The following is a 25,228-nucleotide window of genomic DNA, read 5'->3' on the forward strand; positions in this document are numbered from 1 at the left end:
GCCCGGACACCGGATGCGGTGTCCGGGCCAGGCGCGTTTCCTGGGCCTCTCCAGGGCTCCGGGCCGGGTGGTGGACCCCTCGGGGCTCCAGGGGCTCCGAGGGGCGTGGCAGGGGGTCACGTGGCCGCTGAAGCCGTTCCACGGCCCCGGCGGGTCAGTCCCAGGTCAGCGGACGTACTGGTTCGGCCGGGGCCGGTCCGGGGGCGGAGCGGGGGACGTCCGGGCCTGCGGCGCCCTGAGCCCCGGGGCTGCGGGCCTCTGAGCCCCGGGGCTGCGGCCCTGAGCCCCGGGGCCGGTGTCGTCCTCGATCGCCGCAGGTGCGTTCGCGGGTCCGGCGGCCGTCACCCGGTCATCTGAGGGCAGGCAGGCGCTCGCCGCCCAGGTCGATCGCGGCGCAGCGCCAGCGGAGGTCGTGGCCCTGTTCCAGGCGGAAGGCCATGGCCCGGACCTGCTCGCCCGTGGCGATGCTGGCGAAGGCCTCGACCACCCCGGTGGCCGGCTGGGTGCCGTGGCAGGTGCGTACGACCGGTCGCCTGCGGCCCGCGCCGAGCGGGGCGTCGGGGGCGAGTACGGCGAGCTGGTCGTAGGCCTCGCCGATCGTGTGGCCGAGCATCCAGTGCACCGGGCGCTGTCCGCTCAGGACGGCGAGAAGGCGTTCCGCGAACCACTGGTGCGGGCGCAGCGGCCGCCGGGGCCGTTGTGGCGGTACGGTGCCCGGCCTGCTGCGGTCGTGTCGTCCGGCCGGCCTCGTCCTGTCCGTGCTCATGCTCATAGCCCCCGTGGCTGCTGTCCGGAGCCCGGGCGAGTACCGGGCGGTAACTTCTGCTGGGGATCTTCTACGGGGCCGGTCACCGGCCCCGCAAGCGGCGGTGAGGCCCCGCCCCGCGCCAGGCGGGATCACCTATCCGGGTGATGGGCCCGGCGCCGCAAGGGAACTGCGGGGGTGACGGTCGTCGCGCGGTGGACAGCGACGGGCGGATCGGCAACCCCGAAGGGGGACGTCGCACGTATCCTGACGGCGTCATCGACTACGAAAGCGGTCATCCATGCGTGTGTACGTCCCTCTGACACTTTCCGGTCTCGCCGCGGCGCACGGGGCGGGCGAAGTCGGTCCGGGGCCGCTGACCGCCTATGCCGTGACGCCCGGTCTGCGCGAGTGGTACGTCTCCGACGACATCGAGGAGCTGGAGTACGCGGCGCTCAACAGGGCCGCCTCCGCCTCGCTGCGGATGATCGCGGGACGGCCGGAGGAGACCCGGCGCCGGGTCGTCGTGGCCTTCGACGTGCCGGACGGGGCGGCGGTCGCCGACCCGGACCACGTCCTGGACGCGTCGTCGCTCGGCGAGGTGCGGATCGCGGACGCGGTGGCGCTGTCGAAGGCCGCCGCCGTCCACGTGGACGGCGAGGACGCCGAGGAGGACGTCACGTCGGCGGCCGCGGTGCTGGGGGCGGCGGACCTCGGTGACGACGACGCCCGGTTCACCGTGGACGGCGCGGAGGACCACGAGCTGCTGTGGTTCGGGATCCAGGAGATCCCCGGACTGATCGCCTGATCCCTGATCCCTGACCGCCTGTCCGGGTGACTGTCGTAGCGGGCGAGTATTTTTTACCCATGGCGACATCGGGGAAGCACCGCACACATCTGGTCTGGGACTGGAACGGCACTCTGCTCGACGACATCCACGCGGTCCTCGGGGCGACGAACGCAGCCTTCGCGGCGGTCGATCTGGCGCCGATCACGCTGGAGCAGTACCGCGAGACGTACTGCGTGCCGATACCCAGGTTCTACGAGCGGCTCATGGGCAGGCTGCCCACGCAGGCCGAGTGGGAGCGGATGGACGGCCTCTTCAACAGCCACTACACCGAGCAGCGGCCGGCCTGCGCGCTGACCGAGGGCGTCGAGGAGCTGCTGAGCCGGTGGCAGCTCGGCGGCCGCAGTCAGTCGCTGCTGAGCATGTACGGCCACGAGCACCTGGTCCCGGTGGTGCGGGGATTCGGCATCGAGCGTCACTTCGTGCGCGTCGACGGACGGACGGGCCCCTCCGGCGGCAGCAAGGCGCAGCACATGGAACGTCACTTCGAGGTGCTCGGAGGCATCGCTCCCGAATCCGCGGTGGTCATCGGTGACGCGGTGGACGACGCCGTGGCCGCGGCGCACGTCGGCGCGCGCGCCGTGCTCTACACCGGCGGTTCGCACAGCCGCAGCAGTCTGGAAGCGGCGGGTGTGCCCGTCGTGGACACCCTGGCCGAGGCCGTCGCACTGGCCGAGCTGATGACGGACTGAGGGACAGGACGGGCTGCGGGCGCGACCGCCGCCGCAGCGACCGCACGATCGGCTGACCGTATCTGCGCGGGTGTGTGTCCTTACGCCCGGCGCCGCTCTCGTGCGATGTCCAGAGTGTCAAAGTTCGGGACCTTCTTTTGTACATATGCGGCTCATGACGGTTGTGGGTGCAGGAGGGATAGCCTGGGTCCGTGATCAGCGCGATACGCCTCGGGGGCAGCGAAGCCCCCGGCCTGCGCCCGGAGTGCCACAGCACCCGGGCGATGCGTGATCTCCACGCCCCGGGCCGTCTGCCGAAAATGGCTGATACGGCCCCGGGCGTCTCCCGAGGCGGCATAGCGTCGACCCAGACCGGAAACCCCGCGTCGTGGCGTTACGTCGCCTTCTTCACCTACGTCACGCAACGGCGCGCGACAGGAGCCAGAGGACATGCAGACCAAGCTGGACGAAGCCAAGGCCGAGCTGCTCGCACGGGCGGCCCGGGTAGCTGACAACAGTCCGGGCGGTGGTGTCGGTGGCCCGGGAGGTGGCCTCCGGGTGCACCTTGCCGAAGCGGCGACGGGTACCGGAGCGGACGGCACCGGAACGGGCGACGCCACCGGAACGGGCGACGGTACCGAGGCCGGCCAGGGTGACAGCCAGGGCCGGGACACGCTGCTCGCCTATCTCCAGCGCTACTACCTGCACACCGCCCTGGAGGACATCAGCGACCGTGACCCGGTCGATGTCTTCGGTGCCGCTTCCTCCCACTACCGTCTCGCCGGGAACCGCCCCCAGGGCACGGCGAACGTCCGGGTGCACACCCCGACCGTCGAGGAGAACGGCTGGACCAGCAGCCACTCGGTCGTCGAGGTCGTCACGGACGACATGCCCTTCCTGGTCGATTCCGTGACCAACGAGCTGTCGCGGCAGGGCCGTGGCATCCACCTCGTGATCCACCCGCAGATGATCGTCCGCCGCGATGTCGCGGGCAAGCTGATCGAGGTGTTCGCCGACGAGCGCCCGAGGGGCAAGGGCGGCAAGCGGGCCAAGGGCAAGGACGCCGGCCCCGAGCTGCCGCACGACGCGCTCGTCGAGTCCTGGATCCACGTGGAGATCGACCGGGAGACCGACCGCGCGGACCTGAAGCAGATCACCGCCGATCTGCTCCGTGTCCTGTCCGACGTACGGGAGACCGTCGAGGACTGGGACAAGATGCGGGAAGCCGCGCTGCGGATGGCCGACGACCTTCCGGCCGAGCCGCTCGACGAGCTGGCCGACGAGGAGGTCGAGGAGGCGCGCGAGCTGCTGCGCTGGCTCGCCGCCGACCACTTCACCTTCCTCGGCTACAGGGAATACGAGCTCCGGGAGTCCGACGCGCTGACGGCCGTCCCCGGCACCGGTCTCGGCATCCTGCGCTCCGACCCGAAGCACGTCGAGGACGAGGCCCACCCGGTCAGCCCGTCCTTCGACCGGCTGCCCGCGGACGCCCGCGCCAAGGCCCGGGAGCACAAGCTCCTCGTCCTGACGAAGGCGAACAGCAGGGCGACCGTGCACCGCCCCAGCTACCTGGACTACGTCGGGGTGAAGAAGTTCGACGCCGACGGCAACGTCATCGGCGAGCGGCGCTTCCTCGGGCTGTTTTCCTCCGCCGCGTACACCGAGTCGGTGCGCCGGGTGCCCGTGGTGCGCCGGAAGGTCGCCGAGGTGCTGGAGGGTGCGGGCTTCACGCCCAACAGCCACGACGGCCGCGACCTGCTCCAGATCCTGGAGACGTACCCGCGCGACGAGCTGTTCCAGACGCCCGTCGACCAGCTGCGTTCCATCGTCACCTCCGTGCTCTACCTCCAGGAGCGCCGCCGGCTGCGGCTCTACCTGCGTCAGGACGAGTACGGGCGCTACTACTCCGCCCTCGTCTACCTGCCGCGTGACCGCTACACCACCGGTGTGAGGCTCCGCCTGATCGACATCCTCAAGGAGGAACTGGGCGGCACCAGCGTCGACTTCACGGCCTGGAACACCGAGTCGATCCTGTCCCGGCTGCACTTCGTCGTCCGGGTCCCGCCGGGCACCGAGCTGCCGCACCTCACCGACGCGGACGCGGACCGCATCGAGGCCCGCCTCGTCGAGGCCGCCCGCTCCTGGGCCGACGGCTTCCAGGAGGCGCTGAACGCGGAGTGCGGCGAGGAACGGGCCGCCGAACTGATGCGCCGTTACGGCCAGTCGTTCCCCGAGGGCTACAAGGCGGACCACTCGCCGCGTGCGGCCGTGGCCGACCTGGTGCACGTCGAGGAGCTCAAGAGCGAGCACAAGGACTTCGCCCTCAGCCTGTACGAGCCGGTCGGTGCCGCCCCCGCCGAGCGCCGGTTCAAGATCTACCGCACCGGTGAGCAGGTCTCGCTCTCCGCCGTCCTCCCCGCGCTCCAGCGGCTCGGCGTCGAGGTCGTCGACGAACGTCCGTACGAGCTGCGCTGCGCGGACCGCACGCACGCCTGGATCTACGACTTCGGGCTGCGCCTGCCGAAGAAGGCCACGGGCAACGGCGACTACCTCGCCGATGACGCCCGGGAACGCTTCCAGCAGGCCTTCGCGGCCATCTGGACCGGCGAGGCGGAGAACGACGGCTTCAACTCCCTGGTCCTGGGCGCCGGCCTCAGCTGGCGGCAGGCCATGGTGCTGCGCGCCTACGCGAAGTACCTGCGCCAGGCGGGTTCGACGTTCAGCCAGGACTACATGGAGGACACCCTCCGCAACAACGTCCACACCACCCGGCTGCTGGTCTCGCTCTTCGAGGCCCGGATGTCCCCGACCCGTCAGAAGGCCGGTACGGAGCTGACGGACGGGCTGCTGGAGGAGCTCGACGGTGCCCTCGACCAGGTGGCCTCTCTGGACGAGGACCGGATCCTGCGGTCCTTCCTCACCGTCATCAAGGCCACGCTGCGGACGAACTACTTCCAGCTGGCCGACGACCACGAGCCTCACGGCTACGTGTCGATGAAGTTCGACCCCCAGGCGATCCCGGACCTCCCCGCGCCGCGCCCGGCGTACGAGATCTGGGTCTACTCGCCGCGCGTCGAGGGTGTCCACCTGCGCTTCGGCAAGGTCGCCCGGGGCGGGCTGCGGTGGTCGGACCGCAAGGAGGACTTCCGTACGGAGATCCTCGGCCTGGTCAAGGCGCAGATGGTCAAGAACACCGTGATCGTGCCGGTGGGCGCCAAGGGCGGGTTCGTCGCCAAGCAGCTGCCGGACCCGGCCGTGGACCGTGACGCCTGGCTCGCCGAGGGCATCGCCTGCTACAGGATCTTCATCTCGGCGCTGCTCGACATCACCGACAACATGGTGACGGGCGAGGTCGTGCACCCCTCGGAGGTGGTGCGTCACGACGAGGACGACACCTATCTCGTCGTCGCCGCCGACAAGGGGACCGCGAGTTTCTCCGACATCGCCAACGACGTCGCCGTCGCGTACGGCTTCTGGCTCGGCGACGCCTTCGCCTCCGGAGGCTCGGCCGGATACGACCACAAGGGCATGGGCATCACCGCCCGCGGTGCCTGGGAGTCCGTGAAGCGGCACTTCCGCGAGCTGGGCCACGACACGCAGACCGAGGACTTCACGGTCGTCGGCGTCGGCGACATGTCCGGTGACGTCTTCGGCAACGGCATGCTGCTCTCCGAGCACATCCGGCTGGTCGCGGCCTTCGACCACCGGCACATCTTCATCGACCCGAACCCGGACGCGGCGACCTCGTACGCCGAGCGGCGCCGGCTGTTCGACCTGCCGCGCAGCTCCTGGGCGGACTACGACACGGAGCTGCTGTCCGCGGGCGGCGGTATCCACCCGCGTTCCGCCAAGTCGATCCCGGTCAACGCGCACGTCCGCGCGGCGCTCGGCATCGACTCGAAGGTCACGAAGATGACGCCCGCCGAGCTGATGCAGAACATCCTCATGGCGTCGGTCGACCTCGTGTGGAACGGCGGCATCGGCACGTACATCAAGTCGACGTCCGAATCGAACGCCGACGTCGGTGACAAGGCCAACGACTCGATCCGGGTCAACGGGGCGGACCTGCGGGCCCGCGTCGTCGGGGAGGGCGGCAACCTCGGGGCCACCCAGCTCGGCCGGATCGAGTTCGCCCGGGCCGGCGGCCGGATCAACACCGACGCGATCGACAACAGCGCCGGTGTGGACACCTCCGACCACGAGGTGAACATCAAGATCCTGCTCAACGGTCTCGTCCGGGAGGGCGACATGACCGTGAAGCAGCGCAACAAGGTGCTCGCGGAGATGACCGACGAGGTCGGGCAGCTCGTGCTGCGCAACAACTACGCGCAGAACATCGCACTCGCCAACGCGTGCTCCCAGGCGCCGTCGCTCCTCCACGCCCACCAGCGCTTCATGCGCAGGCTCGGCCGTGACGGGCACCTGGACCGGGCGCTGGAGTTCCTGCCGAACGACCGTCAGATCCGTGAGCTGCTGAACCACGGCAAGGGCCTCAGCCAGCCCGAACTGGCCGTCCTGCTCGCCTACACCAAGATCACCGCGGCGGAGGAGCTGATCTCCACCAGCCTGCCGGACGACGCTCACCTGCAGAAGCTGGTGCACGCGTACTTCCCGAAGCAGCTGAGCGAGCGGTTCCCCCAGGCGGTCGACGGGCACGCGCTGCGCCGCGAGATCATCACGACGGTGCTGGTCAACGACACGGTGAACACCGGTGGTTCGACCTTCCTGCACCGGCTGCGCGAGGAGACCGGGGCGTCGCTCGAGGAGATCGTGCGGGCACAGTTCGCCGCACGTGAGATCTTCGGACTCTCCGCCGTGTGGGACGCCGTGGAGGCGCTCGACAACACGGTGGCCGCGGACGTGCAGACCCGGATCCGGCTGCACTCGCGCCGGCTCGTCGAGCGCGGCTCGCGCTGGCTGCTCGGCAACCGGCCCCAGCCGGTCGAGATCGCGGAGACCATCGCGTTCTTCCGTGACGGTGTCGAACGCGTCTGGAACGAGCTGCCGAAGCTGCTCAAGGGTGCCGACGCCGAGTGGTACGGGTCGATCCTCGAGGAACTCACCTCGGTGGGGGTCCCCGAGGAGCTGGCGGTCCGGGTGGCCGGGTTCTCCTCGGCCTTCCCGGCGCTGGACATCGTGGCGATCGCGGACCGTACGGACAAGGACCCGCTGGCGGTCGCCGAGGTGTACTACGACCTCGCCGACCGGCTGGGGATCACCCAGCTGATGGACCGGATCATCGAGCTGCCGAGGGCCGACCGTTGGCAGTCCATGGCCCGCGCGTCGATCCGTGAGGACCTGTACGCCGCGCACGCCGCACTGACGTCGGACGTGCTGTCCGTCGGCGACGGGACGTCGGCGCCCGAACAGCGGTTCAAGGCCTGGGAGGAGAAGAACGCGGCGATCCTGGCCCGTTCGCGCGCCACCCTGGAGGAGATCCAGGGCTCGGAGTCCTTCGACCTGGCCAACCTCTCGGTGGCCATGCGGACGATGCGGACCCTGCTGCGTACGCACGCCTGACCCGGGTGCGGCCGACCGGGCCGTGACACAGCCGTCCGCCGGACGGGCCTCATCGGCCCGTCCGGCGGACGGCGTTACGGGGTCACCCGGTCACCGTGTCATTTCTTGGGCTTCGCGGGCCCGGTGAACTCCTCGTACGCGGCCACGACGTCCTTGGCCGGGCCGTCCATCCGCAGGGTGCCCGCCTCCAGCCAGATCGCCCGGTCGCAGGTCTCGGTGATCGACCGGTTGCTGTGGCTGACCAGGAACACCGTTCCGGCCTCCTCACGGAGCTCCATGATCCGGTCCTTGCTGCGCCGCTGGAACTTCGCGTCGCCGGTGGACAGGGCCTCGTCGATCAGCAGGACGTCATGGCTCTTGGCGGCGGCGATCGAGAAGCGCAGCCTGGCGCCCATGCCGGAGGAGTACGTCCGCATCGGCAGGGTGATGAAGTCGCCCTTCTCGTTGATGCCGGAGAAGTCGACGATGTCCTGGTAGCGCTCACGGATCTGCTCGCGCGTCATGCCCATGGCCAGCCCGCCGAGCACGACGTTGCGCTCCCCGGTCAGGTCGCTCATCAGGGCGGCGTTCACCCCGAGCAGAGAGGGCTGGCCCTGGGTGTGGACCCGGCCCTGCGACGGGGGCAGCAGGCCCGCGACGGCCTTGAGGAGCGTCGACTTCCCGGATCCGTTGGAGCCGATCAGGCCGATCGCCTCGCCCTTGTACGCGGCGAAGCTGACGCCCTTCACGGCGTGCACCTGCCGTGCGCCCCGCGGCTGCCGGCGCGCCACGATCCGGTTCAGGGCGGAGGTGGCGCTGCCCTTTCCGGTGCGGGCGCCGTTGACCGTGTAGGTGATGTGGACGTCGTCGACGACGACGGTGGGTACCCGTGTGTCAGGGGTGTCAGCCACGTCCGTACCTCTCCTCGGCCTTCCAGAAGTAGACGAAGCCGCCGACACCGCAGACGAGCGCCCAGGCCGTCGCGACGGCCCACACGTGCGGGGGGAGCTGCGCACCGGTGAAGCTGTCGATCAGGGCGTAGCGCATCAGGTCGATGTAGACGGCCGCCGGGTTGCATTCCAGCGCCAGCAGGACGAGCCGCGGCACACGGTCGGCGGTGAGCAGGGTGTCGAGGCTCCACATGACGCCCGAGGCGTACATCCAGGTGCGCAGGATGAACGGTGTCAGCTGCGCGATGTCGGGGGTCCTGGCGGCCAGCCGGGCCATGACCATCGAGACGCCGGTGTTGAACAGCGCCTGCAGCGCGAGGGCGGGGACCGCGAGCAGCCAGGACGGCCGCGGGTACTGACCGAACGCGAGGAGGATGAGGAAGAGGGCGCCCAGGGAGAACAGCAGCTGCTGGAGCTGCTGGATGGCCAGGGCGATCGGCAGGGACGCCCGGGGGAAGTGCAGGGCCCGGACGAGTCCGGTGTTGCCGCTGATGGCCCGGGTGCCGGCCGTGATCGAGCTGGCGGTGAAGGTCCAGATGAAGACGCCCGTGACGAGGAAGGGCACGTAGTCGGGGACTCCGTGCTTGGTGTTCATCAGGACGCCGAAGATGAAGTAGTAGACCGTCGCGTTGAGCAGCGGGGTCATGATCTGCCAGATCTGGCCGAGCTTCGCCTGGCTGTACTGGGCGGTCAGCTTGGCCGTGGCGAAGGCGGTGATGAAGTGCCTGCGCCCCCAGAGCTGGCGGACGTACGCGCCGAGGGTCGGCCGGGCACCGCTGACGGTCAGCCCGTGCCGGGCCGCGAGAGCGGCCAGCTCGCCGGGTTCGTACACGGGCAGGAGGGCGGTGGATGCGGTGTCCACCGGGGCCGGCGGGGCTGCTGTCTGGCTCACCACGTTCGCTTTCGACGGGGGGCGGGGAATCAGGGCGTACGCATACGGCTCGATGGGACGGCACCGTATCGTCGCAACGCTGACAGTAGGACGTTTGTACGTCGCAACGCAACCGTTTCGTCGTTACGGACTATCATTCGGGCCATGACCACCGAACGGCGAACCGGGCGCCGCACCCCGGCAGGTGCCGCGGTGCTCCGCGAGGACGTGACCGACGCGATCCGCGGCGCCGTCTTCGAGGAGCTCGCCGCCGTGGGGTTCGCCCGGATGTCGATCGAGGGCATCGCCAGGCGCGCGGGGGTGGGCAAGACCGCTGTCTACCGCCGGTGGAAGTCCAAGCTCCATCTCGTCCTGGACCTGGTCGCGGCCGTCGCCGCGCAGGGCATGCCCGCACCCGCGACGGGGTCGTTGTACGGGGACGTGCGCGCCGTGCTCGAACTGGCCGCGTACGCCCTGCGCCATCCGGTCGCCTCGCAGGTGATTCCCGACCTGCTGGTCGAGGCGGCACGCAATCCGGAGATCTCCGACGCCATCAAGGCCGCCCTGCTGGACCAGCAGCAGGGGGTGGCCGCCGTCGTCGTACGGGCGGCGGTGGCACGCGGCGAACTGCCTGAGGACAGCGATCCGGACCGGGCGCTGGACCTCATCGTCGGGCCGCTGTACTGGCGTCTCGTCGTCGTCCGCGGCGATCTGCCCAAGGGGTACCTGGACGACCTCGCGGCCTCGGCGGTCCGGGCGCTCAAGGCCTGACGGGACGCGGGCCCTCGTCGAGCAGCCGGTCCACGACGCGGCGGGCCGCCTCACCGTCGGCCGTGCCGCAGTGGTCCCGCCGGAAGCTCTCGTACGCATCGGCGTGGAGGTCCGCCGAGTCCGGTGCGGCGCGCAGGGCCCGGACCACCTCCTGGGTGGTCACGAGCAGCGGCCCGGGTGCCCGGGTCTCGAAGTCCAGGCAGAACCCGCGCACGGTGTCCCTGTAGTGCTCCAGGTCGTAGGTGTGGAAGAGCATCGGGCGGCCCGTGTGCGCGAAGCCGAACGCCAGGCCCGAGTAGTCGGTGACCAGCACATCGGCGATCAGCAGGAGTTCGGCGGAGTCCGGGTGCGCGGACACGTCACGCAGGGCCGGGTGCGCCGGCACGCTGCCCGTCACCCGTGGGTGCCTGCGGACCAGCACGGTGGTGCGGCCGTTTAGGGACCGTGCCAGGGCGGTCAGGTCGAGCGCGGGGTCCCAGCGGTACAGCGGGGAGGAACCGTAGGGAAGGCCGGCCGGGGCGTGCGCGAGGTGGTCGCGGTACGTCGGCGCGTACAGGACCACGCGGTGGCCCTCCGGGACGCCCAGCTGCCGGCGGACCCGCTCGGCCGTCCTGTCCCGGCCGGACGCGAACAGCAGGTCGTCGGCCGGGGAGCCCGCCTCCAGCACCTCGCCGGTGTAGGCCAGGGCGCGGCGGAGGTGCGGGGTGGCGAAGGGGCCGGGGGAGACCAGGACCGACCACTGGGCGGAGCGGTGCTCCAGTGTGGCGAGGTGCTGGTGGTCGGCGTACAGCGTGCCCGTGAGGTCCAGCCCGAACCGGCCGAGCGGGGGGTTGTGCCAGGTCTGCACGACCGTCTGGCCGGGCCGCCGCTCGAACCACGCGGGCAGCTGGCCCGCCGCGACGATCCGGCGGGCCCGCGCCAGCGCCTCGTACCAGGCGGTGCTGTGCGCCACGACGGGGACGGCGGTGGCCGGGACACGGGCCGCGGCGCCGGAGGACCCGTCGGTGACCCAGAGGTGCTCCGCGTCGGTGCTCCGGCGCACGAGTTCGGCGTGCACGGCGCGTGGGGAGCCCTCTCCGGCGTAGAGCACGACGTCGTCGAGCGGCAGACGGCGCTGCGCCGGGTAGTGCGCCACCCGCAGACGCTTCTGGCGGTGGGCGCTCCGCTCTGCGTCGCCGAGCGCCGGCGCGCAGTGCACGGTCAGCCGGTCGCCGTGGCGGCGGACGAGGCGGAACCGGGCACCGGCCGCGCTCAGCGGCAGAAGCGCGGCGAGCGCGCCCCCCACCCGTACGGGCCTGCCGTCGAGGTACACCTCCCAGTCGCCTTCGCGGGGCGGTGGTGCGAGCACGGCGGCGAAACGGGCTTCCCCACCTGATCCGGCGGCGGTCGCCGCCTCCCGGCCGGTGTCGGGGGCGGTCGCCGTTTCCCGGTCCGTGCCGGGGGTGGTCGCCGTTTCCCGGTCCGTGCCGGCGACGGTCACCGTCTCACCGAGGGTGCTGTGACGCAGGACGAGTGTGCCCGCGCCCGTACCGGCGATCCGCAGCCCGCCGTCCGGTGCCGGCCCGGCGTGGTCCACGCGTGGCTCGCCGCACACCTCCACCACCAGGTGGCCCGCGGCGTCCGCGAAGGCGGGCGGAGGGAGGTCCGGAGCCGCGGCCAGCGGCACGCGGACGCCGTCGGTCAGGAGCGCGGCCCGCCACCGTTCCCCCGGCCCTCCGCCGGAGGCCGGAGCGGCGGCGAGCGCTCCGAGCGGGATCCGGGCGCCGAAGCCGCCCGCGTCACCACAGCGCACGGGGCAGACGTGCTCCTCGGCCCCGCCGCGCGTCAGGACGAGGGCCGACGGCCGGGCGGCCCCGTACAGCAGGCCGGTCAGCTCCAGTGTGTCCGCCCCGGCGTTGTGGGCGGTGGCCATGGCGGGCAGCCGGGTCACGGACAGCTCCAGCCGGCCGTCCCGGTAGTCGAGCACCGCGCGCCGCCCCCCGGCCAGGTCGTGGACGAGCGGTTGTGCGGCGGCCGCCTCCACCGCCCGAAGCGCTGCCCGCCGCACGACGCCGTGTCCGGCCACGATCACGCCCACCAGCCAGTTGCCCGGCCCCAGCCGCTCCGGATCGAGGACCATCTCGAAGCCCGCGTGGTCGTAACCGTGCAGTTCCTGGCCGGAGTCGGCGGTGGCCCGGTCCGTCCGGACGGTGCGCACCGGCACGGGCCGCGTCCTCCCGCCCGTCGTCTCCCGCACCAGGCCGGCCTTCAGCGACTGCCGGGCCGACCGGGCGGGGAGATTGCGGACGTACGCGTATCCGCGCAGCCGCAGCCTGCCGTCCGCGCCCCACGACGACTCCACCAGCCGTGCCACGGCGGGCAGATCACCCTTACCGAGACGCGTCGACACACCCCTGCCGTCCCCGGCTCCGGGGTGCACGGCCCGTCGCCGTCCGGGGATGCCCGCGACGGCGAACGTGCCTGCCCCGTTGGCCCGTTCGAACTCCAGGACCGCGAGCAGTTCGTCGAGGCGGCGCTCGCGCACCAGCCGCCAGCGGATGCGCGCCTCGGCGGGCAGCCCGGCCAGGGCCGCGTCGCCCGCCCGGTCGAGGAAGGCGCCCGCGTCCTCCAGGAACGCCGAACGGTAGGAGGGGCCGCCCATGGGCAGCCCCTCCAGGAAGTACACGAAGTCGTCGCGCAGGCAGGAGGTGTCGTAGCGAAGCCGATGGCCGGCGCCGCGGTCCGCGAGGAACGCGCTGACCTGCTCGCAGGCGGCGATCCGGTCCCGCACGCCCCGCACGTCCGTGCGTCGCCGGGTGATCGACCCTTCCCGCACCCGCCAGCAGTAGACGTGCTGGTGGAGGACGTCCACCGACCCGGCGAGATAGTGCGCCGGGATCATCACCGGTGCGTCCTCGTAGAGCTTGCCCACCGGGAAGGAGAGGGCGTGCCTGTCCCAGAACGAGCGCCGGAACACCTTGTTCCAGGCGACACGGTCGGCCAGCAGCCGGGCATCGCGGGTGATGTGGGTACGGGGCCGGTCGGCCGTCAGCCAGCGGTACTGCCAGGCCTGCTGCAGACCCTGATCGTCGAGCCGCCACACGTTGCCAGTCACCAGGTCGGAGCCGGTCGACTCCAGGGATGCCAGCATCCGTTCGTACGCGTCGGGCACGAGGGCGTCGTCACTGTCGGCGAACGCCAGGTACGGGACTCCCGCGGTGGTGTGGGCGGTCCCCGTGTTGCGGGCGGCGCTCAGGCCGGCGTTGGCCTGGTGGACGCAGCGGAAACGGTCGTCCCCGGCGGCGAAGTCCTCGGCGATGCGGCGGCTCCCGTCCGTCGAGCCGTCGTCGACGAGCACCACCTCGAGGTCACGCAGGGACTGCCCCGCCAGCGAGGTGAGGCACTCCTCCAGATAGTCCTCGACGTTGTGCACCGGGACGACGACGCTGAGGAGTGGCTTCATGTACTGATCAACCCGGTGGAGGGCCCCGGGTCACGCAGCTGACCCGAACGGGTGAAGATCCCTGGGGCGGTCCGGGCGGGCCCCTTACGCTCGGCTGTCATGCTCCTCAGTGTCGTAGTGCCCGCCCACCGCGTTCAGGGGTATCTGAGGGCGGCCCTGGAATCCGTGACGGAGCAGGCGGAGCCGGAGGACGGACCGGCGGGCCCGGAGCTGATCGCCGTCGGCGCGACCGGCGACGGGCCGGAGCTCGCCATCGCCCGGGAGTGCGCCGAGCGCGACCCCCGGGTGCGCCTGCTCGTGCTCGACGGCCCCTGGGACACGGGCGCGGCCCGCAACGCCGGTGCGGCGGCGGCGCGCGGGACCTATCTGCTCTTCCTCGACGGGGACGACCTGCTCCTCCCCGGCGCGGTGGCTGCGATCACCGCACGGCTGTCGGAGAACCGGCCCGACGTGCTCCGCCTCGGCCACGACGAGGTCGACTGGTGGGGTACGGCGCGGCCGGGCGACGCCGTGCCGGCCGCCCGCAAGCAGCTCTACCGGCGCGCTTTCTGGGAAGCCCACCGGCTCCGCTTCACCGAGGGCCCGTACGACGACGTCGTGCCCGTCCACCGCGCCGCCCTCCTCGCGTCGGACGCGGGCACCCTCGCCTCGCTCGACCGGACCTGCGTGCGCCACCGGCTGCGCCGCACCGGCACGTTCGCCACGACACCGGGCCGCGCGCACTTCGCCGTCATCGACGCGTACGAGCGGCTGACCGCCGAGACCGGCGGCGACCCGCGGCTCCCGGCCCTGCGCACCGCCCATCTGAGGGCCGTGCTCGACGACCCGGGCCGGATCGCCCCGCGCGACCGCGCCGCCTACTTCCGGGCGGCGGGGCTCCCGGGCCGCTACGCCGCGCGCCGGGCCCGCGAGGTGGTCCGCGCCGGGTGCGCCCGGGTCCGCGCCGCCGCGCGCGCGGGCAGGCGATCCCTGCGCGCCCGCGTGATGAGGGCCCTCTACCGCGTCGACCTGCACCGGCAGCTGGACCCCTGCCTCGCCGTCTACGGGGCGTACTGGAACAGGGGCGTGGCCTGCAATCCGGCCGCCGTACACGCGAAGGCCCGCGAACTGGTCCCGCACATCCGCGGCGTCTGGGTCGTCTCCTCCCGGCACCGCGACCGGATGCCGCCCGGCATGCCGTACGTCATCGAGGGCTCCCGCGCCTACTGGCGGACCATGGCCACCGCGACGTACCTCGTCAGCAACTCCAGCTTCCCCGGCGGCTTCACCAAACGGCCCGGCCAGACCTATCTGCAGACCCACCACGGGACCCCGCTGAAGACGATGGGCCTGGACCAGCTGCCGTACCCCGCCCTCACCGGGGGTGTCAGCTTCGAACGCGTGGTCGCCCACACCGACCAGTGGGACTTCAGCCTTTCCGCGAACCCGCACAGCACCGAGGTCTGGGACCGGGCCTACCCCTCCTCGTACGAACAACTGCCCTACGGCTACCCGCGCAACGACATCCTGTGCACGGCCACGCGGGGGCAGACCGACAAGATCCGTGCGGAGCTCGGCATCGCGCCCGGATCGACCGTGCTGCTGTACGCGCCGACCCACCGCGACTACCGCAAGGGCTTCGTCCCCCGGCTCGGCCCGGAGCACCTCACCCGGGAACTGGGGCCCGGCTGGGTGCTGCTGGTGCGCGCCCACTACTTCTACGGGCGTTCGGCCGGGACGACGGCGGGGGACCGGGTCGTCGACGTCACCGGTCACCCCGTGGTCGAGGAACTCTTCCTGGCCGCAGACGCGTTGATCACGGACTACTCGTCCCTGATGTTCGACTACGCCTGCCTGGACCGCCCGATCATCACCTACGCGCCCGACTGGGACGCCTACCGGGCCTCCCGCGGCACGTACATCGACCTGCTGTCCGGCCGCCCCGGTGACACCCCGGGCGCGGTCGCCACCACGGAGGACGAGCTGCTCGAGGTGCTGCGGAGCGGCGCCTGGAGGTCCCCGGAGGCCGAGGCGCTGCGCGCCGCGTTCCGCGGCCGCTTCTGCCCGTACGACGACGGGCGCGCGGCGGAGCGTGTGGTGCGGCGGGTCTTCCCCGTACCGCCGGACCGAGTCCCGGGTCACCCGTAAGGGGAGGTTCCTCCGGTGCCCGCCGTCGTTGTGCCGGGCAGCGCGCGCATACGGACACGTCGGGAGAAGCTCATGCACCGTTCCGCCTACGAGCAGATGCAGCTCTGCATCGAGGAGTATCTGCCCAAGACCCGCAGGCACCGCGTGGTGGACCTCGGTTCGCGGATCTCCGGGGAGCAGAAACGTACCCACCGCGGCCTCCTGGCGGGCCACGACACCGACTACCTCGGCGTCGACGTCCTCGACGGCCCCAACGTCGACGCGGTCATGACCAGGCCCTACCGGATCCCCGCGAAGTCGCGCAGCGCCGATGTGGTGCTGTCCGGCCAGGCGTTCGAGCACATTCCCTTCTTCTGGGTGTCGATGATGGAGATCGCCCGGGTGCTCAAGCCCGGCGGTCACGCCTTCATCACCGCCCCCTCGCGCGGTCACGTGCACGACGCCCAGGACTGCTGGCGCTACTACCCCGACGGCTTCCGGGCGATGGCCGCCCACTCGCGCCTCGAACTCCGCGAGGCGTACACGGACTTCCCGCCCGTCAGGGGAATCCGGCACGACTACGCCTCCATCGACGCCGCTGCCGCCTACTGGGGCGACTCCGTCGGCGTCTTCCGCAGGCCGCAGCCCCACCGGAGGCCGGTGACCCGGCTGAAGAACCGGGTGGCCGACCTCGTCGTGCGGGAGACGGCGGTGTGGTGGGCCAACCGGGCCGGCGGAGTGGACCGGGTGCCGCTGCCGCGCCCGCTGGACGGCCGGGAGCGGTGCGGACGTCCGGAGAGCCGTACGGTCCCATCAACTACAGGTTGACGAAAGATGACATGAGCCGCAAAGCGCGCGTACTGTCCGGCCCCATGGCTTGGCGCAACGCCGTCAACGGCGTCCTTCAGCACATGACCGGATACCAGCTCAGGCGCGCGACCCTGCCCGCTCCCCGCTCGGCTCCCGCTGCCCCGCGGACGACCGTGCCGGCGCAGACAGTGCCGAAGCCTGCGGCGAAGAAGCAGCAGCTCCCGGCCGACTACGACGACGAGGCGAAGGACATCATCCGTGCGGTCAAGCCGTACACGATGACCTCCCCGGAGCGGCTCAACGCCTTCGTCCTCGCGACCCGGCACATCGTCAGGCACGGCATCCCGGGTGACATCGTCGAGTGCGGTGTCTGGCGCGGAGGTTCCATGCAGGCCTGCGCGAAGACGCTCCTGTCGCTCGGTGAGACCGGCCGTGACCTCTACCTCTTCGACACCTACGAGGGCATGACCCCGCCCACCGAGGAGGACCTGCGGCGGGACGGCAGGCCGGCCCGGGAGCTGCTGGACGCGCAGGGCAAGGACCGGCCCATCTGGGCCGTGGCCTCCCTGGAGGACGTACGGGCCGGCTTCGAGCAGGTCCCGTACCCGACGGACCGCGTCCACTACGTGCGGGGCAAGGTCGAGGACACAGTCCCCGAGCGTGCGCCGGAACAGATCTCCATCCTGCGGCTGGACACCGACTGGTACGCGTCGACGAAGCACGAGCTCAAGCACCTGTACGGGCGCCTGGTGAGCGGCGGGGTGCTGCTGATCGACGACTACGGCTACTGGCAGGGATCACGTCAGGCCGTGGACGAGTTCCTGGAGGAGACCGGTGAGCAGCTCCTGCTGCTGCGCATGGACGAGGGCCGCATCGCCGTCAAACCCTGAGGGGGCGGTGCCGGCCGGACCCCGGGCCGGCAACGCCCGGCCGAACCCCGGGCGGACAGCGCCCCGTTGTGAGCCCCGTGCCTCCCCGGCACGGGGCTCGTTCCATAGACAGGAAGTCCGTTCATCCGCCCGGAAGGATCGTGCGCAGCGCCATGGCACCCCGCCTCACCGTCGTCGTCCCGCTCTACAACGTCGAGGATTACCTCGGAGCCTGCCTGGACTCACTGGCCGGGCAGACCATGGCCGATCTGGAAGTCGTCATGGTCGACGACGGTTCTACGGACGGAAGTGCCGACGTGGCACTGGAGTTCTCCCGGAAGGACCCCCGCTTCCGGCTGATCCGGCAGAGGAACGCCGGGCTCGGGGCCGCCCGCAACGCGGGAGCCGGGCTGGCCCACCCGGACGCCGGGTTCCTGGCGTTCGTCGACAGCGACGACATCGTGCCGCCGGGTGCCTTCGCCCGGGTGCTCGGCGAACTCGACGCCTCCGGATCGGACTTCGCGACCGGCAACGTGCTCAGGCTCCGGGCGAACGGGGCGCTCGAACAGTCCCCGATGTTCCGCCGGCCGATGGAGAAGGCCCGCCGGGCCACCCATGTCACGCGCGACTGGATCCTGCTCGGCGACCGCATCGCGTGCAACAAGGTGTTCCGCAGGTCCTTCTGGGACCAGCACGCCTTCGCCTTCCCGACGGGGGTCCTGTACGAGGACATCGCCGTGGTCCTGCCCGCCCACTTCCTGGCCCGGAGCGTCGACGTCGTGGAGGAGCCGGTCTACCACTGGCGGGACCGCGACGGCTCGATCACCACCCGGCGCGCCGTCGCGCGCGGTATCCGCGACCGGGTCACCGCGGTCTCCACGGTCAGCCGGTTCCTCGCGGAGCGTGGCATGACGGAGGGGAAGCGCCGCTACGACGAGCACGCGCTCTCCGGAGACCTGTGGCTGTTCATCGAGGCGCTCCCGGACGGCGACGAGAGCTTCCACGAGGCCTTCCTCACCCACGCCAACGCCTTCGCGGCCACGGTCGACCCGGCCGTCCTCGCGGCGCTGCCCCTGCATCTGCGGGTCAAGTGGCAGCTCATCCGGGAGCGCAGGACGGCGGAGCTGCTCGCGCTCCTGGCACACGAGTCCACCGACCGTGACACCTTCCACGTCCGGGGGCGGCTGCGGCCACGGGCCCAGTACCCGGGTGTCGACAAGCCCATCCCGCGCAAGGTCGCCGCGCTGTCCGCCGACGACCTCCCCGTGCACGCGCACCTCACCGAGGCGGTGTGGCGGGACGGGCTGCTGCACCTCAAGGGATACGCGTACGTCCGCAACGCCCCCGGCGGATCGGCCGGGGCCGGCTGGTTGCGGTCGGGCCGCCGGCTGATGCCGCTCCGGATGCGAAGGACGGTGACGGACGAGGCGGCGGCAGGATCGGGCCGCTCGCTGCACCGCTACGAACGGTCCGGCTTCGAGACCGTCGTCGACCCGCGCCGGCTCGTCACCCGTGCCACGGCGCGCGGCAACCGGACCCTGTGGAAGCTGGAATCCGTCGTGGTCGGTGCGGGGCGGCCGCGCCGGGGGCCGATGCGGCTGCTCGGAAATCCGGCCGCGCCCGCCGTCCGCTACGTCGACGAGCGCACCCGGGTCGTCCCGCTCCTCTCCGGGAACAAGCTGGAGCTGCGCGCCGAGCGGGTCGACGCCGTGCTCGCCGGGCACGGGCCGACACCGACCGGGGACGGTATCCGGATCGCGGTACGCCTGCTGGGCGGGGACGCGCCGACGGCACTGCGGATCCAGGAGTGGCGTACGAAGGAGACCCGCGAGTTCCCTCTGGCCGCGGACGAGGGCACGGACGGCCGCACCGTCGTCGCCGAGGTGCCGCTGGTGACCTTCCGCGGCTCCGACGGCGACTGGGGGGTCCAGCTGGCAGGCGGGCCGCGCCGGCTGACGGTCGCGGCCCGGCCGGAGACCGACGCCGCACGGTACGCGCTGCCCGGCGGCCGTGAGCTCTACGCCGCCGCCAACCCCTCCGGGGACCTGGTGCTGACCGACCGGGACGTGCGGCCCGTCGTGACCCGCGTGTCCTGGACGGACGACGCGCACCTGGCGCTGGAGGGGACCTTCCCGGCCGTGCGGGACCGCCCGGTCGAGCTCGTCCTGCGCCACGGCGGCCACCAGGAGGAGCACACCTTCGCGGTGGAGCGCACGGGCGCCGGTTTCCGTACGGCGCTGTCCCCCGGGGCCGTCGACGGGGGTGGTGGGGCGCTGCCGCTCGCCGAGGGCCGGTGGCACCCGTTCCTCCGCGACCGGGGTGAAACCGACCCGGAGCGCTATCTCCCGCTGCGTGTGGCGCACCAGTTGCACGCGGAACTCCCGCACGGCCGGGAGTCGCAGGGGCGCGGTTTCACCCTGGAGCGGCGCTCCCACGACCGGCTCTCCCTGCGATCGGGCAGCGCCCTGCCGCCGGGCGACAGGGGGGCGTACGGGCAGCGCCGGCTGCGCGAGCGGTACGCGGACCTGCGCGGCCGTGAGCTGTGGGACACCGTGCTGTACTCCAGCTTCGACGGGCGCCAGTACTCGGACTCGCCCCGGGCCGTCCACCAGGAGCTCGCCCGGCGGGACACGGGTCTCGAGCATCTCTGGGTGGTGCGGGACCAGCAGGCCGCCGTGCCCGCCGGTGTCCGCGCCGTCGCCCTGCACAGCGCCGAGTGGCACGACGCCCTGGCCCGCAGCCGGTGGATCGTCACCAACACCCAGCTGCCCGAGTGGTTCGAGCGGTCGGAGGGGCAGTTCGTCGTCCAGACCTGGCACGGCACCCCGCTCAAGCGCATCGGCCGGGACCTTTCGGGCACCGCCCTCGCGGACACCGCGTACATGGAGTCCATGCCACGGCGGGCCGCCCAGTGGAGCGTGCTCGTCTCGCCGAACCGCTTCTCGACGCCCGTGCTGCGCCGCGCGTTCGGCCACACGGGCGAGGTGCTCGAGAGCGGCTATCCGCGCAACGACCTGCTGTACGCACCCGACCGGGCGGAGCTCGCCGGCGCCGTCCGGCAGGCGCTGGCCGTTCCCGACGGCAAGCGGGTCGTCCTGTACGCCCCGACCTGGCGCGAGGACCGGCCAAGGCGGAGCGGACGGTACGGGCTCGATCTCCAACTGGACCTGGAGCAGGCCCGGAAGGCGCTCGGTGACGACCACGTCCTGCTGGTGCGCCGCCACTACCTGGTCGGCGGGAGCGTCCCCGAGAACGACTTCGTCCGCGACGTGTCGCGGCATCCCGATGTCGCCGAGCTGATGCTGATCAGCGATGTGCTGGTCACGGACTACTCGTCCCTGATGTTCGACTTCGCGCAGACGGGCCGGCCGATGCTCTTCCACACCTACGACCTGGAGCACTACCGCGACACCCTGCGCGGTTTCTGCTTCGACTTCGAGAACCGGGCACCCGGCCCGCTGATCACCGACTCGGCCGCCGTCGTCGAGGCGTTGCGCGATCCGGACGCCGCCACTGCCGGTCACCGCGCGGCGTACGCGGACTTCCGTGCGTCGTTCTGCGATCTCGACGACGGGACGGCGGCCGCCCAGGTCGTGGACCGGATGCTGAAGGGGGAGCAGGCATGAGCACGCCCGACTTCAGCTGTGTGATCACCGCCGCGGAGGGCGGTGAGGAGGCGCTGGCCGCGTCCGTCGAGTCCGTGCTCGGGCAGAGTCTGCGCGCGGTCGAGGCACTGGTCGTCCTGCCCGCCGGCGCACCCGCCGCCCTGCGGAAGGCCGCCGGAGCGCTCGCCGGACGCTCCCCGGGCGACGTCCGAGTCCTCGACCCCGGTACGGACTCCGTGGCCTCGCTGCGCAACGCCGGCCTGGACGCGGCGCGCGGCACCTACGTCCTCGTGCTCGACGTCGGCGAACGGCTCCAGCGGCACGCCTGCCGCAACCTCTGGCAGGCCGGTACGCGCACCCGCGCCGATCTGGTCGCGGGGCGCTGGAGCCGGCTCACCGGGGAGGGGACGAAGGAGCGGGAACCCTCCTGGCAGCACCCGCTGTTCCTGCGTTCCCGCACGGTCGCCCGATTCACCGAAGCCCCCGAACTGGCCGTGCACGACGCCCTGGTGACGGGATTCTGCCTGCGGCGGGCGGCGCTGGAGCGGCATGCGCTGCGCTACGACGAGGACCTCACGCACAGCGGGGTCCTGTTCGGTGCCCTGGCGGCGGCCGTGGTCGGCCGGATCGCTCTGGTGCGCCGCCGGATCGTCTCGGGGCGGGCGGTGCCGGACCCCGGCCGGGACCTTGCCGGGGTGGTCGAGGCGCACCGGCGGGTCTGCCACGTGCTGGTCGCCCAGGGGCTGTCCGAGCTGCGTGAGGAGCGGGACCGGGCCTTCCTGCTGGACACCGTCGTGCCGCTGGTGCGCACCCTGCCGGAGCTGCCCGTAGCCGACCGCGAACGCATCGCGGAGACGGCGGCCCGGGTGCTGCCCGGCTGCGTACCGGAGCCGGTCCTGCTGAGCCTCGCTCCGGTCGAGCGCGTCGGTGTCCGGCTGCTGGAGCGGGGCGACGCGGACGGAGCGCTCACCGCGGCGTACGCCCTGCGCAGGAGGGGCGCCGTGGCCGCGCCCCTGTCCGTGGCGGACGACGGGAGGGTGTACTGGCAGGGTGGTTCCGATCCCGTGTTCGACGTCACCGGACTCGGCCACCAGTACCGGTCGTTCGGCGAGCTGAAGCTGATGAACAGGCTCACCCGCTACGAGACCGACGGCGGCCGGGTCCTGCTCGCGGGCAGACTCGTCCTGCCCGCGCACACCGGACCCGACCCGGACGGCCCGCTGACGGCCCGGCTGGAGTTCCGTGTCCGGGACGGCTCCCGCACCTTCCACGCGCCGGTCGCCACGCTGCGGCCCGACGCCACCGGAATCAGCTGGTCGACCCGCGCCGACCTCACCCGGCTGCTGCGCCCCCTGGGGCCCCGCGACACGCTGTGGGACGTGCGGATGGTGGTGGAGGACGGCCGGAACCGCTCGGTGAGCGACCTCTTCGCCGCACACGACCTCGTCGGACCGGGGGACCGTTCCCCCGCCCTGCCCCGGCTGGGCAGGGCGGCCGGGGACACCTGGCAGCCCTACATCACGCTCCGGGACCACCTGGCGCTCCGGCTCGAGTCCCGCCGGCGGCCCGCCCGCACGGCCCGCCGACTGGTCCACTACGCCACCCACTTCCGCCCCGCCCGCCGTGCCAGGCTCCTGGCGCGGGCCCTGCGCCGACGACGGGACCGGCTGCACGCCAGGGGCTTCAAGGTCTCCGTCTACCGCTCCTGGCTGCTGCGGCTGCCGGTGCGCAAGGGCTCGGTGGTCTTCGAGAGCCACATGGGCACCTGCTACGGCGACAGCCCCCGCGCCGTCCACGAGGAGGTGCGGGCCCGGGGGCTGCGGCTGCGCTGCGTCTGGTCGTACGCCGACTCCCCGGACGGCTTCCCCGCGGACGCCGCACTGGTGCGCCGCTGGTCCTGGCGCTATCTGTGGGCCCTGGCCCGGGCGGAGTACTGGGTCGACAACCAGGGGTTCCCGCAGCACCTCGACAAGCCCTCCGGCACGACCTACCTCCAGACCTGGCACGGGTCGGCGTACAAGCGCATGGGCTTCGACGAGACACGGGTGCGCATGCAGAACGCCCCGCAGCGCGAGCGGCTCCGGCAGGCTGTGGACCGGTTCGACCACTTCCTCGTACGGTCCGAGCACGACGAGCGCACCCTGGCCCGCGCCTACCGGCTGCCCGAGGAGACGCTGCTGCGCACCGGTTACCCGCGCAACGACGTGCTGCTCGCCGCGCGCGCCAGGGACGAGGCGGAGGGCAGACTGCCCCGTCCGGCTCTCGCGGCCGCACTCGGCCTGCCCGACCACCGCAAGGTCGTGCTGTACGCGCCGACCTTCCGGGGCGGCCCCGGCAGACGCAAGCGGCGGCGGCTGCTGCTGGACGCGGCGCGCTTCGCGGAACGCTTCGGCGACACGTACACGCTGCTGGTGAGGACCCACTACCTGGAGGCGGCGAGCCTGCCCGCCTGTCCGCCCGGGACGGTCGTGGACGTCTCGGGTCACCACGACGTGAGCGAACTGCTGGCGCTCACCGACGTCCTGGTCACCGACTACTCGTCGATCATGTTCGACTACGCGCTCCTGGACCGCCCGATCGTCCTCTTCGCCCCCGATCTCGACTCCTACGCCGCCGAGCGGGGCAGCTACTTCGACCTGCGGGAGAAGGCACCGGGCCCGGTGACGGCCACCGAGGAGGAGCTGTTCGCCGTGCTGGCCCGGCTGAAGGCCGCGGACACCGGCTGTCAGGAGCAACGGGCCGCCTTCGCGGCCGAGTTCGGTGGCTACGACCGCGGAGAGGCGGCACGCGCCGTCGTCGACACCGTGTTCGCCCGGCACATCGTCCCGTCCCGCACCGTCCCTACCGGGGAGGCCGGCCGATGAGCCGCAGCCGTGATGTCTTCATCGTCTCCAACAGCACCGACGAACTCGGCGGTGTCACCGGCTGGATGCACCGGACCGCCCAGCTGTTCCAGGAGGCGGGCCACCGGGTGCACGCGGTCGGCGTGTACGCCGCCGAGCGGAAGATGGCCCTGCCGGAGCCGTGCGGCTACCCGGTGACCGCCCTGTATCCGGCGCACCCTCCGACGCCCTGGGCGCCCAGGGGTCTGCGGGACCGCTTCCGTGTCCCCGCCAGGCGCGCCGAGGCAGGCCGTGCGGCCCGCAAGCGGCTGGCCGTCGAACGGCTCTCGGAGATCTTCCGGGCCGCCCGGCCCGGCGGGGTGGTGATCGTCAGCCAGGTCTGGGCGATGGAGTGGGTCGGCGAGGCGGACACCGGCGGGCTGCGGGTCATCGGCATGAGCCACGAGTCCTACGACTACTCGAGGGCGAGCCACCGCTACCGCTGGATCAGGAACCACTACCCGCCGCTCGACCACTGGCTCGTCCTCACGGAGGAGGACGCCGACACGTGGGCGGGTGACGGGATGAACAACGTGGGTTTCATGCCCAACGCCCTGGCCGCCCTGCCCGATGTGCCCTCCCCGCGGTCCGGGAAGTCGGTGGCGAGCATCGGCCGGCTCACCGACCAGAAGGGCATCGACATGCTCCTGGACGTCTGGGCGCTGGTGGCTCCGCAGCGCCCGGAATGGCGGCTGGACGTGTACGGGACGGGCGAGGACGAGGCGGACCTCAGGGCGCAGTGCACCGCCCTCGGGCTGGACTCATCGGTCCACTGGCGGGGACGCACGGACGACGTCCCCGCCGCGCTCGCCACGTCCTCGGTCTTCGTGCAGTCCTCACGCGGCGAAGGCTTTCCGCTGGCACTGCTGGAGGCCATGGCGAGCGGTGTGCCGTGTGCCGCGTTCGACTGCGCCCCGGGTGTGCGGGAGATCGTGCGCGACGGTGAGGACGGACTGCTCGCGCCGGCGGGCGACATCGGCGCGCTCGCCGACCGGCTGCTGCGGCTCACCGGCAATCCCCGGATGCGGGACGCGATGGGCGACCGGGCGCGGGCCGGTGTCCAGCGGTTCTCCGAGGCGGAGACCATGGAGCGCTGGGAAGAGCTGTTCGCGTTCCTGGAGCGCTGAGAGCCCGGGGCGTCCGGCGCCCCGGGCTCCCCG

14 protein-coding genes are annotated in these 25,228 nt (G+C 72.2%); 10 read left to right on the forward strand and 4 right to left on the reverse strand.

All coding sequences use genetic code 11. The annotated features are described in order from the left end of the window. Positions 1–349: 349 nt before the first annotated feature. On the reverse strand, positions 350–766 hold the full coding sequence (locus tag ABZ441_RS25025) for an Rv3235 family protein (protein ID WP_358978075.1): 417 nt from the start codon (positions 764–766) through the stop codon (positions 350–352). Between the two features lie 280 nt (positions 767–1,046). Between ABZ441_RS25025 and ABZ441_RS25030 the strand changes: the two genes are divergently transcribed. The 3 genes from ABZ441_RS25030 (at position 1,047) to ABZ441_RS25040 (ending at position 7,783) form a co-directional block, all read left to right on the forward strand. Next, the gene (locus ABZ441_RS25030; protein ID WP_358978077.1) at positions 1,047–1,553 is read left to right on the forward strand and encodes a hypothetical protein; all 507 of its coding nucleotides are present in this window, start codon (positions 1,047–1,049) and stop codon (positions 1,551–1,553) included. A 59-nt stretch (positions 1,554–1,612) separates the two neighbouring features. Further along, entirely contained in the window at positions 1,613–2,284 is a 672-nt protein-coding gene (locus tag ABZ441_RS25035) for an HAD family hydrolase (protein WP_358978079.1), read from the forward strand. Positions 2,285–2,713: 429 nt separating this feature from the next. Continuing rightward, entirely contained in the window at positions 2,714–7,783 is a 5,070-nt protein-coding gene (locus tag ABZ441_RS25040; protein WP_358978081.1) for an NAD-glutamate dehydrogenase, read from the forward strand. A 98-nt stretch (positions 7,784–7,881) separates the two neighbouring features. Here the strand turns inward: ABZ441_RS25040 and ABZ441_RS25045 are convergent, their stop codons facing one another. Together ABZ441_RS25045 and ABZ441_RS25050 are read right to left on the reverse strand one after the other, a co-directional pair. Beyond that, positions 7,882–8,673, reverse strand: a complete 792-nt coding sequence (locus tag ABZ441_RS25045) for an ABC transporter ATP-binding protein (protein WP_358978083.1) — start codon at positions 8,671–8,673, stop codon at positions 7,882–7,884. After that, positions 8,666–9,607 carry an ABC transporter permease gene (locus ABZ441_RS25050; RefSeq protein ID WP_358978085.1) on the reverse strand — a complete coding sequence of 314 codons (942 nt, stop codon included), beginning with the start codon at positions 9,605–9,607 and terminating at the stop codon, positions 8,666–8,668. Before ABZ441_RS25050 ends, ABZ441_RS25045 begins: the two co-directional genes overlap by 8 nt. A gap of 141 nt (positions 9,608–9,748) precedes the next feature. Between ABZ441_RS25050 and ABZ441_RS25055 the strand changes: the two genes are divergently transcribed. Next, the gene (locus ABZ441_RS25055; RefSeq protein WP_358978087.1) at positions 9,749–10,354 is read left to right on the forward strand and encodes a TetR/AcrR family transcriptional regulator; all 606 of its coding nucleotides are present in this window, start codon (positions 9,749–9,751) and stop codon (positions 10,352–10,354) included. Here the strand turns inward: ABZ441_RS25055 and ABZ441_RS25060 are convergent. After that, complete coding sequence (locus tag ABZ441_RS25060) at positions 10,344–13,796, reverse strand: CDP-glycerol glycerophosphotransferase family protein (protein ID WP_358978089.1); 3,453 nt, start codon at positions 13,794–13,796, stop codon at positions 10,344–10,346. The genes ABZ441_RS25055 and ABZ441_RS25060 overlap by 11 nt on opposite strands. A 99-nt stretch (positions 13,797–13,895) precedes the next feature. Here ABZ441_RS25060 and ABZ441_RS25065 point away from each other — a divergent pair, with 99 nt between their 5' ends. The 6 genes from ABZ441_RS25065 (at position 13,896) to ABZ441_RS25090 (ending at position 25,195) form a co-directional block, all read left to right on the forward strand. Next, on the forward strand, positions 13,896–15,923 hold the full coding sequence (locus ABZ441_RS25065; RefSeq protein WP_358978090.1) for a CDP-glycerol glycerophosphotransferase family protein: 2,028 nt from the start codon (positions 13,896–13,898) through the stop codon (positions 15,921–15,923). A 72-nt stretch (positions 15,924–15,995) separates the two neighbouring features. Beyond that, complete coding sequence (locus ABZ441_RS25070) at positions 15,996–16,730, forward strand: methyltransferase domain-containing protein (protein ID WP_358978092.1); 735 nt, start codon at positions 15,996–15,998, stop codon at positions 16,728–16,730. 11 nt (positions 16,731–16,741) lie between these two features. Beyond that, positions 16,742–17,602, forward strand: coding sequence for a TylF/MycF/NovP-related O-methyltransferase (locus tag ABZ441_RS25075; protein ID WP_358978094.1), 861 nt, complete (start codon positions 16,742–16,744; stop codon positions 17,600–17,602). A gap of 152 nt (positions 17,603–17,754) precedes the next feature. Continuing rightward, positions 17,755–21,207, forward strand: a complete 3,453-nt coding sequence (locus ABZ441_RS25080) for a CDP-glycerol glycerophosphotransferase family protein (RefSeq protein ID WP_358978096.1) — start codon at positions 17,755–17,757, stop codon at positions 21,205–21,207. Further along, on the forward strand, positions 21,204–24,050 hold the full coding sequence (locus ABZ441_RS25085; RefSeq protein WP_358978098.1) for a CDP-glycerol glycerophosphotransferase family protein: 2,847 nt from the start codon (positions 21,204–21,206) through the stop codon (positions 24,048–24,050). Before ABZ441_RS25080 ends, ABZ441_RS25085 begins: the two co-directional genes overlap by 4 nt. Then, complete coding sequence (locus ABZ441_RS25090) at positions 24,047–25,195, forward strand: glycosyltransferase (protein WP_358978100.1); 1,149 nt, start codon at positions 24,047–24,049, stop codon at positions 25,193–25,195. The genes ABZ441_RS25085 and ABZ441_RS25090 overlap by 4 nt, the downstream gene beginning before the upstream one ends. Positions 25,196–25,228: the final 33 nt, after the last annotated feature.

The organism is Streptomyces sp. NPDC005752, from assembly GCF_040630715.1.
Taxonomy (GTDB): domain Bacteria; phylum Actinomycetota; class Actinomycetes; order Streptomycetales; family Streptomycetaceae; genus Streptomyces.